The following is a 14,911-nucleotide window of genomic DNA, read 5'->3' on the forward strand; positions in this document are numbered from 1 at the left end:
ATTCATGGTAATTAAGATTGGAATTATAGGTAAAACTAATACTGGTAAAACCACATTCTTCAATTCCGCTACGTTGGCATCAACTGAAATTTCATCGTATCCATTTACAACAAAAAAACCACAAAATGGAACTGCACAAGCAATCACGTTATGTGTACATATGGAGTTTAAAGTACAATGTGAACCAAATCATTCTAAATGTGCTGATGGATGGCGTTACATTCCAATCGAATTAATTGATTTACCTGGATTAATCAAAGATGCATGGAAAGGAAAAGGATTAGGAAATCAGTTTCTCTCAATTGCTGCTCAGTCTGATGCGTTGTTACACGTAGTTGATTGTTCTGGAAGTATTGATGCATCAGGAAAAATTACTGAACCTGGCTCAGGTGATCCGGTATCTGATTTTGCTGACATTGAAGAAGAATTGGTAATGTGGTATCAAAAAATTCTTGAAGGTAATAGGGATAAACTATCAAAAAACATTCGCGATGGAACAGATCAAGTGGATGCTTTAACTGAACTATATCAAGGAATTGGAGTTAAAAAATCCCATGTAATTCAAGCACTAAAAACTACTGGACTTGAGGACACTCCATTTGATGAATTTGAAATGGGTCAAACCAAAGAACTTGCAAAAATTCTACGTAAGATATCAAAACCTACCTTGATAGTTGCAAACAAAATTGATGTCCCAGGTGCAGACAAAAATTTTAATCGCCTTCGTGAAAGATATAATGAGGTCATTACTGTTCCTGCAAGTGCAGACAGTGAGTTGACCTTGAGACGTGCTGAACAACAGGATTTGATTAAATATTCACCTGGTTCTGAACAATTTGACGTTGTAAAACCTGAAGAATTAAACGACAAACAGACAAACGCACTAAACTTCATCAAACAGGATATCATGGGTGAATACATGCGTACAGGTGTTCAATTTGCAATTAATGTTACCGTTTTCAAACTACTAAAAATGAATGCAATTTTTCCTGTTGCAGATGAAACTAACATGTCTGATAAGAAAGGACGTGTGCTTCCTGATCTATTCTTACTAAAAGATGGTGCTACTGTAAAGAATTTGGCAAATGAAATTCATACAGATCTATCAAAAGGATTGTTACATGCTAAAGACTTGAGGTATAATCTTCGTTTACCAACACATTACCAATTGCGAGATAGAGATGTCATATCTTTAGTAAGCGCAACAAAGAAATCCACTGGATAAAATCAGTGATTATCAATGGAATCTGTAAATTTTGTTATTTTAGGTGATCAAGAAATTGCAACTGATTTTGGAAAAAAAGGTACATCTACAGATTTAACGTTATTTGATAGAAAAGAATCTGAAAAAATTTACACATTTGTAACGCCGAATGGTTTTCCTGAAAAGATTCAGCCTCTATTTCAGGCAATTGCATTGGCAGAATATGTGATATTTCATGTAAATACATTAGACAAGTTTACAGGCGAACAAATTCTTGCTTTAGATGCACTAGGAAAAAAGGACGGAATTTTATCCCATTCTTATGATGTTGATGAATCTCGATTAGATTTGATGATCAAAGGAACTGTTCTTGAAGGATACAAAAAAATTGAACAAGATAAAATTAAAGAAGAATTAGCAAACTTCGCTGTAGAAAAAAAAGATGGAAGTACAAGCATTGTAATTGATCACACTTTTGATGTAAAGGGTGTGGGAACTGTAGCATTAGGGAAGGTTCTATCTGGAAAGATCACACAATATGATAAGATTAACCATTATCCTTCTGAAATTGAAGCAATGGTAAAATCAATTCAAATGCATGATGATGATGTTAAAGAGTCAGTTTCACCTGCCCGAGTTGGTCTTTCTCTTAAAAATATCAAACATGATGAGATTACACGTGGTGATGTGCTATCAAATGACCCTTCAATCAAAACTGTCACTGAAATTACTATTGATTTCAAACAAAATCAATTCTTCAAGGCAAACTTGGCAGAAAATCAAATGTGTCTTGTAAGTATAGGTCTTCAAATAAAGGCTGCAAAGTTTGCATCTGTATCTCCTATGAAATTAATATTTGAAAAACCTGTAATCATAATGCCTGAAGATGTATGTGTTTTACTAAAGCCTGAATCTAACAGTGTTCGAATAATTGGAAGTGGTACTCCTCAATGAACTCTGCAAGAGCATGTCCAATCTGTCCTGAATGTGGCTCTAAAAAATTTGAAAGACTAGATGGTGACGGTGTAAAGGTTCGATGTTTAAGCTGTAAAAAAATCATAACTATTTAGATAAACACTCTGACAAATCTTCATGAAATTTACTTGCTTGAAAATCGTTTAGATTGTCATCTCTGTCTTCTAGTGCAAATTTCTCCATTTCACTACATGTCCATCCTTCCCAGATCCGGGGATTTGTAACATTTTTCTCAAACATGTTAATTCCCACAATGCTGACAGGAACCACAATTGCAAAAATTACAATTATTAATAATTTTACAAACTTTGGATTATCTGTGATCATGAATTTGATTATTGCATAGATTATATAGAATTGACTTTGAGTTTGAGTATGGCAAAGACATGGAAAGATGCAGACATTAGTCTTGACCCTATCAAAGACCAAACTATTGCAGTAATTGGATATGGTATCCAAGGAGATGCACAGGCAAATAACATGAAAGATTCAGGTCTAAAAGTTATTGTTGGCTTAAGAGAAGGTAGCCCAACTTGGAATAAAGCAAAAGAAGACGGTCATCAAGTTATGTCAGTTGCCGATGCCACAAAACAAGCAGACATTGTTCACATTTTACTTCCAGATATGGTTCAAGCCAAAGTGTACAAAGAAGAAATTGGTCCAAACCTTTCAGAAGGAAATGCATTATCATTTTCACATGCAGCAGCAATTTACTGGAAATGGATTGACGCACCAGAAAATGTTGATCTAATTATGGTTGCACCAAAAGGTCCTGGCTCTAAAGTAAGAGAGACATACTTACAAAACTTTGGAACTCCATCAATTGTTGCAGTAGAACAAGACAAGACAGGTAACGCATGGGATAGAACATTAGGAATTGCAAAGGCAATTGGTAGTGCTCGTGCTGGATTAATCCAAACTACATTCAAAGAGGAAGTTGAAACTGATTGGTTTGGGGAGCAAGCAGATTTGTGTGGTGGTTCTGCATCAATGGTAGTTAACGCATTTGAGACATTAGTAGAAGCAGGCTATCAACCAGAAATTGCATACTTTGAGGTATTACACGAATTAAAATTAATTGTAGACATGATTCAAAGATATGGAATCAATGGAATGTGGAGACGTGTTTCAGAAACTGCAAGATATGGTGGACTTACAAGAGGTCCAATGGTCATGACATCTGATACAAAAGAAAACATGAAAAAAGTTCTAACAATGATTCAAGATGGAACATTTAACAAAGAATGGATTGATAATTATCAAAATGAAGGCAAGGCTGCATTTGATAAATACATGAAAGACTTGGATGGTCATCAAATCGAAACTGTAGGAAAACAGATGAGAAAAATGATGTGGCCTGACTCTACTGAATAAAATTATAATTTTCTTAGTTTTGAAACGCCTTTTGTTATGTGGTCTATGATTATGTCTAATGATGTTCCTGGACCAAAGTTTCCTGAAACTCCTGCTTTTTCTAATGCCTTTTTGTCTTCTTCAGGAATTACACCACCACCTACAACTAGTACGTCTGTGATCTTTTTCTTTTTCAATTCTTTTACAACTCTTGGAAATAATGTTCCATGAGCTCCATTTAGCAAACTTAGGGCAACAGCATCAGCATCTTCGTCTTCGACAATCTGTGCAATTCTATCTGGTGTGGCAAATAACCCTGAATAGATTACCTCCATTCCGGCATCTCTAAATGCTCTACATAGAACTAGTGCACCTCTATCATGACCATCCAAGCCTAATTTTGCAACTAGAATTTTGACGCGTCGTGACTGTACCTTTTGCTTCATGATTTAATTCTTAAAATTTGGCTTTAAAATCTTTCTTTACATCTAAATTTTTAATCAAGGGATTAGAGGGTTTTGTATGGCACTACTTCCAGATTTAAAAAAGGGAAAGCGAGGCGCAATTGCAAAAGCCATCTCAATAATGGAAAATGACCCAAAAGAGGCACGTAAATTAATAAAAAAAATCTACAAACTTTCTGGTAAATCCGTTGTAATTGGAATAACAGGTCCTGCAGGAGCTGGAAAATCATCCTTAATCAACAGACTGTCCATGGAGCTGAAAAAATTAAAACTAAAACCTGCTGTATTGGCAGTAGATCCTACTAGTCATGTAACTGGCGGTGCAATTTTGGGAGACCGTGTTAGAATGACCGAGTCAACAGATACTGGTACATACATACGAAGTATAGCATCACGTGGTGCAACTGGTGCCATCGCACATTCGGTAAGGAATAGTTTACGCGTTTTGGAATATGCAGGATTTAATCCAATCATAATTGAAAGTGTTGGTGCAGGACAAACAGAAGTCGACATTTCAAAAATTGCAGATATTACAGTTGTTACATTTAATCCGCATACAGGAGATAGCATTCAAACCATCAAAGCTGGAATTACAGAAATTGGTGATATCTATTTGGTAAACAAAAGTGATTTAGATGGAGCGACACAGCTGTTCCAAGCTTTACAAGATTTCATCGGAACTGACGAAGAAGAGGCTGTAATCCTAAAAACATCTGCAAAGAAAAACAAAGGAATCAAAGAATTAGCATCTAAACTTAAAGAATTAATGAAGCAAAAAAGTAAAGACAAAAAAACTTCAGAGAAAACTCGTCTAGAATCTGAATTGGAAGATATTATTTTAAATAACGTTAGACAGGAAATTTCAACAATGATTGGAAAAAGCAAGTCATTTTCATCCTATCTCAAAAAAGTTCAAGAGAAAAAAATAGATCCATTTGAGGCAGCAGATAAACTGACAAAAAATTTCATAAAGTGATTAAAATGGCAACAAAAAAGAAAACAAAAACTGCACCAAAAGAATATGTAACAGATTCTAGCATTCCGATTAAACCCTTTTATCAGAAATCTACAAAAAAGAGACCTAAAGAAGAACCAGGAAAATTTCCATTTACCAGAGGAATTCATCAAGGAATGTATCGTGATAGATTTTGGACAATGCGTCAGTATGCAGGATTTGGTGATGCTGCACAAAGTAACAAACGATACAAGTTCATGTTAGAAAAAGGACAAACTGGAATTTCTATGGCATTTGATTTACCAACTCAAATCGGTCATGATCCTGATGCACCACAAGCAGAAGGTGAAGTAGGAAAAGTTGGCGTATCTATCTCATCGCTTAAAGATATGCAAACTGTATTCAATGGAATTGAATTAGGAAAAGTTTCTACATCTATGACAATTAACGCAACTGCATCTACATTACTTGCCTACTATATTGCGGTAGGAGAATCACAAGGATTTTCAAGTAAACAATTGAGAGGAACAACACAAAATGATATTCTCAAAGAATACATCGCTAGAAATACCTACATCTATCCACCAGAACCTTCCATGAGAATCATTGGTGACATGATTGGATATTGTGCTACCGAAGTTCCACAATGGTATCCTGTTTCTATCTCGGGCTATCACATTCGAGAAGCAGGTTCAAATGCAGTACAAGAAATTGCATTTACCATTGCTAATGCCATTCAATACATTGAAACCTGTCTTGCCCAAGGACTAAAGATTGATGAATTTGCTCCAAGATTATCATTTTTCTTCTGTTGTACAATAGAATTCTTTGAAGAGATTGCAAAGTTCAGAGTTGCAAGAAAGGTTTATGCAAAAATTCTAAAAGAAAGATTCCATGCAAAGAACGAAAAATCATTACAGTTAAAATTCCATACCCAAACAAGCGGTGAATCATTAACTGCACAACAACCTGATAACAACATTGTTCGTGTTGCTATGCAAACAATGGCTGCTGTCTTAGGTGGAACACAATCACTTCATACAAATTCAAGAGATGAGGCATTGGCACTTCCAACAGAAGAATCTGCAAAAATTGCACTAAGAACACAACAAATTGTTGCATCTGAATCTGGCATTACAAAAACAGTAGACCCTATGGCAGGCTCTCATTATTTAGAAGAATTATGTGATGAGATTGAAGAACAAACTTGGGCATATCTTAAAAAAATTGATAAAATGGGCGGTTCACTCAAAGCAATTGAAAAAGGATTTTTCCAAGCAGAGATAAGACAAAATGCATATCGTATCAAAAAAGAGGTAGATGATTCATCTCGAGTTTTAGTCGGTGTCAACAAATTTGTTGATGAGGTTGAGGCAAAACAAAAACTACTCAGAATTGATGATTCTCTAGGAAGAAAACAGGAAAAAGCAATCAAAGCACTAAGAAAATCACGTGATAACAAAAAAACTGATAGTGCTCTATCAAAATTACAGGCAGCAGCTGATACTGACCAAAACTTAATGCCATTCATTGTAAACTCTGTTAAGACATATGCTACAACTGGTGAAATCAGCAATACGTTACGGGAAGTATTTGGCGAATATAGGCCAAAGGAGGTTTTCTAAATGAAAATTGATCATATTGCAATTGCTGTAAATGATGTTGAAGCATCTGCAAAAGTGTATCAAAAAGCACTTGGAATTGATGAAATTGAATTTGAAACTGTAGAAAGTGAGGGAGTAAAAGTTGCTATCATCCCTATGGAAAATGGAAGAATTGAGTTAATGCAACCAACAAAAGATGATAGTCCAATCAAAAAATTTCTTGATAAAAAAGGTCCAGGTTTACATCACATGGCTTTGGAAACTGATAACATTGATGGCGAAGTAGAACGTATGGAAGGCTGTGGAGTCCAATTCTTAGGTAAGGTCCGTCCAGGTTCCGCTGGAACAAAAGTTACATTCATTCATCCAAAATCTTTAGAGGGCGTTTTGGCTGAATTATGTTCACACCCAAAATAAAAAAAAACAGACACAAGTTCCACTATATGTGCAAAAAGCATTGCACTATGATTTGGATTATCCTTCTATGGCGCACGTCTTCATCTTATCTCCCTCTGGAGGAATACTTCAAGGCGATCGATATAGAATGGATGTTGAATTAAGAAATAACGCAATATCTCATATTACAACTCAGGGTGCAACTAGGATATACAAAATGGAATCAAACTATGCAACACATATGGTAACTCTCAACTTGAAGGATAACTCCTACTTGGAATTCATACCTGAACAAATTATCCCATACAAAAATTCAAGATTCTATCAAAAAACCAATTTACAAATTGATGATTCATCCACTGTGGTTTATTCTGAAACAATTGTGCCTGGAAGAATTGCAATGGGTGAAATGTTTGACTTTGATTTGTGTTATCTTAAAACTGAAGGAAAAATAAATGACCGTGTTCAGTTTAGAGACTCTTCCCTCTTATCCCCAAAAATGCAAAAAATACAATCTCTTGCAATGTTTGATGATAAAACAATTTTAACTTCTGTATACATATTGACAAAAAAACATGTTACAAAAGTTAACGATATGATAAATGAACTGTTTTCTCATACTCAAAACATATCTGGTGGTTCTAGTATTTTACCTAATGATTCTGGAATTTCAATTAGAATTTTAGGAAATTCGTCTGAGGATCAAAAAATAACTATCTATGAAATTTTGAAAATTATTAGAAAAGAAATTTTACCTGAATATCTCTAATCTATTCTACCATCTTCAATACGTCTGCACCGGTAATAATTCCAATAATTTTTGTTCCTTTTCTTACTAGGATGCATTTTGAATATTTTATGAGAGGAGCTAATGTGCTTGCAGGTGTTTCATTTTCTACTATTGGTGGTGCAGGTTCCATGATGTCTTCAATTCTAATTTTTTTTGATACGCCATCACTCATATGCCCAATAATTCCTGAATCTGTAATCACTCCTACTGCATCGTTACCATCAAAAATTGGGATCTGACTAATCTTTTCTTTATCCATTTTTACCATTGCTTCTCCAAGAGTATTAGTTGGTTTTAATTTGACAATTTTCTGACTACATAATTCTCCTGCATTGTGTGCTGATGCTTCACTTTCTTTACTTGCTAGTACCTCAAAAATTCGCTTTGCTGTATTATAACTTGGAGCACTTCGTCCTGATTCAATTTGATTAATCATGGATGTACTAACCCCGACCAAATTTGCAAGATCCTTTTGTGTCATATTGATTTTTAGTCTTTGTTGTTTTATACTCTCAATTGATGGCAGCATATTAAATTCTGAATCCTGTTACTTTTCTAGTTTTTCTAATAGAGCTTTGTACATGAATGGAAAAACTGTTGTAATTTCTGCATGAATCGTAGTTTCAGTTGCATTTTTTGTCACCTTTCCCCATGATATTGCTTCTCTTACCAATGCACCGCTTAAGCTTCCATCAAATTCTTGTGCTGTTGTAACATAAACTGCATAATCTAATCCTTCTCTATATTGATTCCACCATAGTGTATGATGTTTTGGAACTCCTCCTCCAAGCATTAGCGCTCCTGATTTTTCAGCTTTGAAAACTAATCCTGAAAGGAAATTTGCATCTTCGATTATGTTTAATTTAAAATCTGAATGTTTTTGTGAAAACATCCATACTTGACTTCCAACTGCTCCATCCATAATTCCTGGAACTACTACTGGAATGTCATTTTTGTAGGCCCAATACAAAAATGAATCTTCGCCCATAGCTTTTCCTATTTCTCTGTTAATGTCTGCAGTTGACATTTCTTTTTTTCCTTCATTGTATGCTTTTTCTAAAATCTCTTGTACCTTTTCTTCAATTAATGGACCATAACTTTCCATTGGTACTAGGACATTTCCTAGTCTGTGGATATTTTGATCTGCTAATTCTCTATCATCCATTGTAAATGATCCTTCTTTGTATTCTGAAAAGTGTCTTGCAATATCGTGGTCTAATGCACCACATGTTGTAATTACCACATCACACCATTTTTTCTTGATCATATCTCGTATGATTCCTCTGAATCCTGTTGAAACAATAGCTCCGATAAATGATAGAAATTTTGTGCATTTCTCATCACTAATCATATTGTATAGGATGTCTACACCTTCGGCAACATTTCTTGCCTCAAATCCACCTGCTTGTGCAAGTTCTTTGAATATGTGGTCTGCATCTGAATTATTTGTTATATCTACATCTTTCACGGGACGTCCTGGTGTAATCATGATATTTTGAAATAAGTAACAGACTAGATATTCCTATCCATTTTGTTATAATACGTTATTAATTCTAAAACGTTCTTCTATGTATCATGAAAAGAATTCTCATTTTAGGTGGTGGTTTTGCAGGATTGGAATGCTGCTTGAAACTTGAATCTTATTTCCAAAACAATCCTGAAATCGAACTCACTCTTGTTAGTGAAGATAATTTCATTCTTTTTACACCCATGCTACCGCAAGTAGCCTCTGGAACAATTGAAACAAGACATATTGTTACCCCTATTCGAACATTGATTAAAAAAACAAAATTCTATGAAGGTAAAATAAAATACATAGATCCTCACGGAAAATCTGTCACACTATATGGCACAAATGAAAATCGTGGAATGTTAATTCATTATGATTTTCTTGTAGTTGCATTAGGCAGTCAAACCAATTTCTTTGGTATGAAAGATGTTGAAGAAAATTCATACAAAATGAATACAATTAATGATGCAATAATACTGCGAAATCGAATTATTGATTTAATGGAACAGGCAGAAAATGAAACAGATCCTATTCTTAGAAAAGCATTACTGAAAATTGTAGTTGTAGGTGGAGGTTTTGCAGGAGTTGAAACTGCTGGCGAATTAAATGACTTCATTACAGATGTGTCTGAATATTATCCTAGCATTGATGAACATGATGTTAAAGTGGTATTAGTTGAGGCTTCTACTGAAATTTTAAATGGTTTTCCACAAAAGCTTGCTGGCTTTGCTAAAGAAAAACTTGTAGAAAGAGGAATCGATGTAATTCTTGATGCTGGAGTTACTTCATTTAATGGAAAAGAGGTATTACTGAAAAGTAATTCTAACTCTGAAAAAGTTCTTCTCAGTGATTCCTCACAACAAAAAGGACATGCTGAATTAGTAGAAATTAATTCTATTTCTTCTCGAACCTTAGTTTGGACAGCGGGCATAACTCCAACTGATCTAATTAAAGAATCATTATTCAATACTCATAAAGGCCGTATCAAGGTAAACGAGTTTTTACAAGTTGTGGAATTTCCTGAAGTCTTTGCAATTGGTGATTGTTCTACATTTGATCCTGAATTAACAATGAAAAAATTCCCTCCAACTGCTCAAATTGCAGAAGCACATGCAAAAATTGCTGCATCTAATCTAAAGGAATTACTAAAAGGCGGCACATTATCAAAATTTGATTATTCTTGGAAAGGCCAAAGTGCAATAATAGGGAAAAGGACCGGCATTGCATCCTTTTTTGGAATCAATATTGCAGGATTTTTGGCATATTTGTTATGGAGAAATCTTTACCTGTCTAAGATAAGAAGCTCTGATAAAAAATTCCGTGTATGGTTAGATTGGACTCTTGATTTATTCTTTAAAAGAGATATTTCTCGTTTGAAGATCATAAAAAAAGAACGTTCACTTGATTACAAAGAACTAGATGAAGTAGATGATGTTTGGTAATTCACATTTATTCTAAAATTGTGAATACTGCATAAAAAATAACAAAAATACCTCCAAGTATCATTGCTTTAGATATTATACCCATCAACTGATCTCGAATTTTGAAAAATTTAAAGTAGTAGTATTTGGACAATTTGATGTGAAAAATCTGGCATTACTTGCAATTTTATTTGCAGGGGTATTTTCTATAGGCCTAATTTCATCAGCTGATGCACATCCGCATGTATCACTTGAATTGATGAATACACACTCACATGAGATCTTAACAAGCCAAGACTTTGTCATTCATACCTTTGAACAGGTAGTTCTATTTGTATCTCAATTACAATCTGTTATTTTTAGATAAATTATTTTTTTTTAGATTCTGCATCAAATGCGTCTTTAACTAATTCTTTTGCTTTTTTAATAGTAATTTTCTCTTTTGATTTTCTTAATTCTTCTACGGTTTTAGTTTTTGTCCATCCTTCAGTAACAGCAGTATCTAATGTTGATTTTACAAAATTAGATGATACTTTTTCTTCTTTTTCTAATTTCTTTTCTAATTTTGCAATCTTTGATTCTATCTCTTTTTCAGTTTTCAATTTTTCTTTCTTTGGTTTGGCACGTTTTTTCTTAGGTTTCTCCTCTTCTGCATGTGGGCCTCCAGAAGATGTCTTTTGCACATAACCTTTTGGCAATGTTGCACCTTTTTTTGTCATTTTTTCAATATACTCTTCTTTTTCTTTTTCCATCATTTTTTTGGCTTCAGTTTTACTCTTCTTTTCTTCTTTTTCATTTTCTTCAGCTTCTTTCAACAGTCTTTCATTTTCCTCTTTTTGATCATCTTTTTTCCTTTTCAAATCTTCTTTCAGCATTTGCTCAGCTTCTGCCTTTTCCTTTTCTTCTGCCTTTTCCTTTGCTTCTGCTTCCTTCAAAAATTTCTCAGCTTTGATTCTCTCTTTTTCTTCTTCTTTTTCGATTAGTTTATTCACTGATTCAGTTTCATCATTTTTTTGAACCTCTTTTTCTTCTACTTGCTCTATTCTCTGTGTACGACGTTTACGAACAAAATTTCTTGTGTCTTCGGCAACACTTGATGATTTCTTTTCAGTTTCTCTAAAACCTTTCAATACATTTGACATTCGTTTCTGAATTGTTGATTTAGCATCTGCTAAAATTTCAGCCTTTGCTTCTTTAACATCATTTTCTTCTTTTACATGTTCAATCTTTGATTCAATTTCTGATTCAATCTCTGATTTTGGTTTTAATTTTTTTGAAATTAATTTTTTATATTGTTTACCGGATTCTTTTTCTAACTTTAACCTTCTTGCAATTCTCTCTTTTAGCTCTTTCACTTCTACATCTTTCTGTTTTTTCTTCATCTTTTGAATTTCATTTTTAACCTTGTCAAATTTTTCAAGATATTTTTGTTCATAATTTTGAAGAGTTTCTCTTCGTGAATTGCCTGAACCTTCTTTTTTAGATGAAAATTTCCATTTCATGTATGCATTTTTACAATATTGTAATTATACTGTGAATTAATTCTAATTCCTTAGAACATTATTCTATTTCTTTGATTTTTTAGTTTTTTTCTGTTCTATTGCTGCTTGTGCTGCTGCAACTATTGCAATAGGAATTCTATGTGGTGATGCACTGACATAGGAGACGTTTGCAGAATGACAGAATTTGATTGAATTTGGATCTCCACCATGTTCTCCACATATGCCAATTTCCAAATCTTTTTTGATATCTCTTCCTTGCCTAATTCCGATTTTCATAAGATGTCCTACTCCATTTACATCGATTGATTGGAATGGACTGGTTTCTAGGAGTTCTTTTTCCATATATTCTGGAAGGAATTTTCCTTCTGCATCCTCTCTACTGAAACTAAATACTGCCTGTGTTAGGTCATTTGTTCCAAAGCTGAAAAACTCTGCTGTGTCTGCTAATTCATCTGATGTAAGACATGCACGAACAACTTCTAGCATGGTTCCAAAGTTTATCTTGAATTTTTTCTTATATTTTTGTTCAATCTCTTTTTTTACATCATCATAAATTGATTTGATATAGTTTAATTCTGCTAAACTTCCTACTTGTGGAATCATAATCTGTGGTTTTGCGTTAACCTTTTTCTTTGTAAGCTCTGCTGCGGCTTCAAATACAGCGGTAATTTGCATTTTGTATATCTCTGGATATGTAATTGCAACTCTTACTCCTCTATGTCCCATCATTGGATTGATTTCAGCTAATTCGCGTGCTCTATCTAAAACACGTTGAGTTTTTTTGCTTTTGTCGTTTTCTTTATTCATCCTATCTTTCAATTCTTCAGGATTTGGTAAAAATTCGTGTAATGGTGGATCTAACAATCTAATTGTAACTTTGTATCCCTCCATTGCCTTTAGAATTCCAATGAAATCACTTTTTTGCAATTCTTGCAATTTTTTGAGTACTTTGTTTCTCTCTTCTTGTGATTCTGCCATAATCATTTCAACAAATAGTCCGATTCTGTCTGACTCGTTAAACATTCTCTCTGTTCTACACAATCCAATTCCTTGTGCTCCATACTGTCTTGCTAATTTTGCTGCATCTGGAGTATCTGCGTTTGCACGAATTCCTAATTGTTTTGTATTTTGTGCCCAACTAAGAATTGTTTGAAAATCTTTAGTAACTTTTGGCTCAACTGTTGGTACTTCTCCGATGAATACTGTGCCTACACTACCATCAATTGAAACCATCTCATTTTCTTTTACAGTAATTCCATTTGCAGTACATGTATTATTTTCATAATTGATTTTTAATTCTGCACATCCTACAATACATGGTTTACCCATTCCTCTTGACACAATTGCAGCATGTGATGATTTTCCGCCAAGGCTTGTCAGAATTCCTTCTGCTGAGAAAAATGCTGGCACGTCTTCTGGTTTTGTTTCTTTTCTAATCAAAATGACCTTTTTTCCTGCTTCTCCTAGTTCAATTGCTTTTTTAACATCAAAAATTGCGATTCCGCTTGCAGCTCCAGGTGAGGCTGCAATACCTTTAGCTAATTGTTTATGATCCTTTACCTTTGATTCATCCATTGTTCTGTGAAGTAATGCTTCTAGTTGTTGTGCTGGAATTCTAGTCAATGATCTATTTTTATCGATTAATTTTTCTTTTACCATGTCTACTGAAGTTTTTACAAGTGCGCCTGCACTCATTTTTGCAGTTCTTGTTTGTAAGAGATAAAATTTCCCTTGTTCTATTGTAAATTCAATGTCTTGTGGTTCTCTGAAATGTTTTTCCAATTTTTCACATGCATTGCTTAATTCTTTATGAGATTTTGGCATCTCTTTTTTTAATAATTCTACATTTTTTCCAGTTCTTACACCTGCGACAACATCTTCGCCTTGAGCGTTGGTAAGATATTCTCCTTCTATCTCTCGTTTTCCATTATGTCCATTTCTTGTGAAAACAACTCCTGTTGCACTATCATCTCCCATATTTCCAAATACCATTGTAACAACATTTACTGCAGTGCCATTTGCAATATCTTTGGTAATCCCATTTTTCTCTCTATATACAACAGCTCTTTCACCCATCCAACTTCTGAATACTGCTTCTATTGCCAATCCTAATTGTTCATTTGGCGTATCTGGGAATTTTCTTTTTGTATGATTTTCACAAATTTTCTTATACTCTTTAACAATTTTTTTGAGTGATTCTACGTTTAGTTTACTATCGTCAGTTACTCCTTGTTTGCTTTTTGCAGAATCTAACACATGATCAAATTTTTCATCATTTACTCCAAAGACGACTTTTCCAAATAATTGGATGAATCTTCTATACGAGTCCCATGAGAATCTAGGATTTTTTGTTTGTACCGCAAATCCTTCTACAGTTTTTTCATTTAATCCTAAATTCAAAATTGTATCCATCATTCCTGGCATAGAAATTGCAGCTCCAGAACGAACAGAAACCAATAGTGGATTTTTAGTTGAATTCCATTTCTTTCCAGTCTTTTTTTCCATTTTTAGAATATTTTTCATCACTGCTGGCATGACGTCTTTTGGAAGCTTTCTTCCATTTTCATAATACTTGTTACAAACTTCTGTTGTTATCGTAAATCCTGGTGGCACTGGTAATTTTAGGCGTGTCATTTCGCTCAATCCTGCACCTTTTCCTCCTAACAACATTCTCTTTTTACTATCTGCTTCTTCGAAGGCGTAAACTGGCTTATTTTTTACCATGAAAAATTTGTCG

General features: G+C 34.1%; 16 protein-coding genes. 10 read left to right on the forward strand and 6 right to left on the reverse strand.

Features of this window, described 5'->3' with window-relative positions:
* The first annotated feature begins 4 nt into the window (after nt 1-4).
* The 3 genes from T478_RS03055 to T478_RS07810 are packed head-to-tail and all read left to right on the forward strand — an operon-like array spanning nt 5 to nt 2,274.
* Nucleotides 5-1,225, forward strand: a complete 1,221-nt coding sequence (locus T478_RS03055; protein WP_048105113.1) for a redox-regulated ATPase YchF — start codon at nt 5-7, stop codon at nt 1,223-1,225.
* A 15-nt stretch (nt 1,226-1,240) separates the two neighbouring features.
* The gene (locus T478_RS03060) at nt 1,241-2,158 is read left to right on the forward strand and encodes an EF-Tu/IF-2/RF-3 family GTPase (protein WP_048105115.1); all 918 of its coding nucleotides are present in this window, start codon (nt 1,241-1,243) and stop codon (nt 2,156-2,158) included.
* Complete coding sequence (locus T478_RS07810; RefSeq protein ID WP_218276824.1) at nt 2,155-2,274, forward strand: scaffold protein involved in DNA repair; 120 nt, start codon at nt 2,155-2,157, stop codon at nt 2,272-2,274. The genes T478_RS03060 and T478_RS07810 overlap by 4 nt, the downstream gene beginning before the upstream one ends.
* Here T478_RS07810 and T478_RS03065 read toward each other — a convergent pair.
* Nucleotides 2,267-2,506, reverse strand: a complete 240-nt coding sequence (locus T478_RS03065) for a hypothetical protein (RefSeq protein ID WP_048105117.1) — start codon at nt 2,504-2,506, stop codon at nt 2,267-2,269. The genes T478_RS07810 and T478_RS03065 overlap by 8 nt on opposite strands.
* A gap of 48 nt (nt 2,507-2,554) precedes the next feature.
* Here T478_RS03065 and ilvC point away from each other — a divergent pair, with 48 nt between their 5' ends.
* Nucleotides 2,555-3,553 carry a ketol-acid reductoisomerase gene (ilvC, locus tag T478_RS03070; protein WP_048105120.1) on the forward strand — a complete coding sequence of 333 codons (999 nt, stop codon included), beginning with the start codon at nt 2,555-2,557 and terminating at the stop codon, nt 3,551-3,553.
* 2 nt (nt 3,554-3,555) lie between these two features.
* Here the strand turns inward: ilvC and T478_RS03075 are convergent, their stop codons facing one another.
* A complete protein-coding gene (locus T478_RS03075) occupies nt 3,556-3,978 on the reverse strand; it encodes a cobalamin B12-binding domain-containing protein (RefSeq protein ID WP_048105121.1) in 423 nt (140 codons plus the stop codon).
* 76 nt (nt 3,979-4,054) lie between these two features.
* Between T478_RS03075 and meaB the strand changes: the two genes are divergently transcribed.
* The 4 genes from meaB to T478_RS03095 are packed head-to-tail and all read left to right on the forward strand — an operon-like array spanning nt 4,055 to nt 7,720.
* On the forward strand, nt 4,055-4,972 hold the full coding sequence (gene meaB, locus T478_RS03080) for a methylmalonyl Co-A mutase-associated GTPase MeaB (protein WP_048105123.1): 918 nt from the start codon (nt 4,055-4,057) through the stop codon (nt 4,970-4,972).
* 5 nt (nt 4,973-4,977) lie between these two features.
* Nucleotides 4,978-6,576 (forward strand): acyl-CoA mutase large subunit family protein, encoded by a 1,599-nt coding sequence (locus T478_RS03085; protein ID WP_048106859.1) that lies wholly within the window; start codon nt 4,978-4,980, stop codon nt 6,574-6,576.
* Complete coding sequence (gene mce / locus T478_RS03090; RefSeq protein WP_048105127.1) at nt 6,577-6,972, forward strand: methylmalonyl-CoA epimerase; 396 nt, start codon at nt 6,577-6,579, stop codon at nt 6,970-6,972.
* Between the two features lie 28 nt (nt 6,973-7,000).
* Complete coding sequence (locus tag T478_RS03095; protein ID WP_148307813.1) at nt 7,001-7,720, forward strand: urease accessory protein UreD; 720 nt, start codon at nt 7,001-7,003, stop codon at nt 7,718-7,720.
* A gap of 1 nt (nt 7,721) precedes the next feature.
* Here T478_RS03095 and T478_RS03100 read toward each other — a convergent pair whose 3' ends face one another.
* Together T478_RS03100 and T478_RS03105 are read right to left on the reverse strand one after the other, a co-directional pair.
* Complete coding sequence (locus T478_RS03100; RefSeq protein WP_048105129.1) at nt 7,722-8,270, reverse strand: CBS domain-containing protein; 549 nt, start codon at nt 8,268-8,270, stop codon at nt 7,722-7,724.
* An 18-nt stretch (nt 8,271-8,288) separates the two neighbouring features.
* Entirely contained in the window at nt 8,289-9,230 is a 942-nt protein-coding gene (locus T478_RS03105) for a deoxyhypusine synthase (RefSeq protein ID WP_048105130.1), read from the reverse strand.
* A gap of 86 nt (nt 9,231-9,316) precedes the next feature.
* On the opposite strand from T478_RS03105, the gene T478_RS03110 reads away from it, so the two are divergent.
* Nucleotides 9,317-10,693 carry an NAD(P)/FAD-dependent oxidoreductase gene (locus T478_RS03110; RefSeq protein WP_048105132.1) on the forward strand — a complete coding sequence of 459 codons (1,377 nt, stop codon included), beginning with the start codon at nt 9,317-9,319 and terminating at the stop codon, nt 10,691-10,693.
* A gap of 139 nt (nt 10,694-10,832) precedes the next feature.
* Nucleotides 10,833-11,039 (forward strand): hypothetical protein, encoded by a 207-nt coding sequence (locus tag T478_RS03115; RefSeq protein WP_048105136.1) that lies wholly within the window; start codon nt 10,833-10,835, stop codon nt 11,037-11,039.
* A gap of 1 nt (nt 11,040) precedes the next feature.
* Here the strand turns inward: T478_RS03115 and T478_RS07550 are convergent, their stop codons facing one another.
* Both T478_RS07550 and ppdK read right to left on the reverse strand, forming a co-directional pair.
* On the reverse strand, nt 11,041-12,174 hold the full coding sequence (locus T478_RS07550) for a hypothetical protein (RefSeq protein ID WP_048105137.1): 1,134 nt from the start codon (nt 12,172-12,174) through the stop codon (nt 11,041-11,043).
* Nucleotides 12,175-12,237: 63 nt separating this feature from the next.
* Nucleotides 12,238-14,898, reverse strand: a complete 2,661-nt coding sequence (gene ppdK / locus T478_RS03125) for a pyruvate, phosphate dikinase (protein WP_048105138.1) — start codon at nt 14,896-14,898, stop codon at nt 12,238-12,240.
* Nucleotides 14,899-14,911 lie beyond the last annotated feature (13 nt).

The sequence above is a fragment of the Candidatus Nitrosopelagicus brevis genome, assembly GCF_000812185.1.
GTDB lineage: Archaea > Thermoproteota > Nitrososphaeria > Nitrososphaerales > Nitrosopumilaceae > Nitrosopelagicus > Nitrosopelagicus brevis.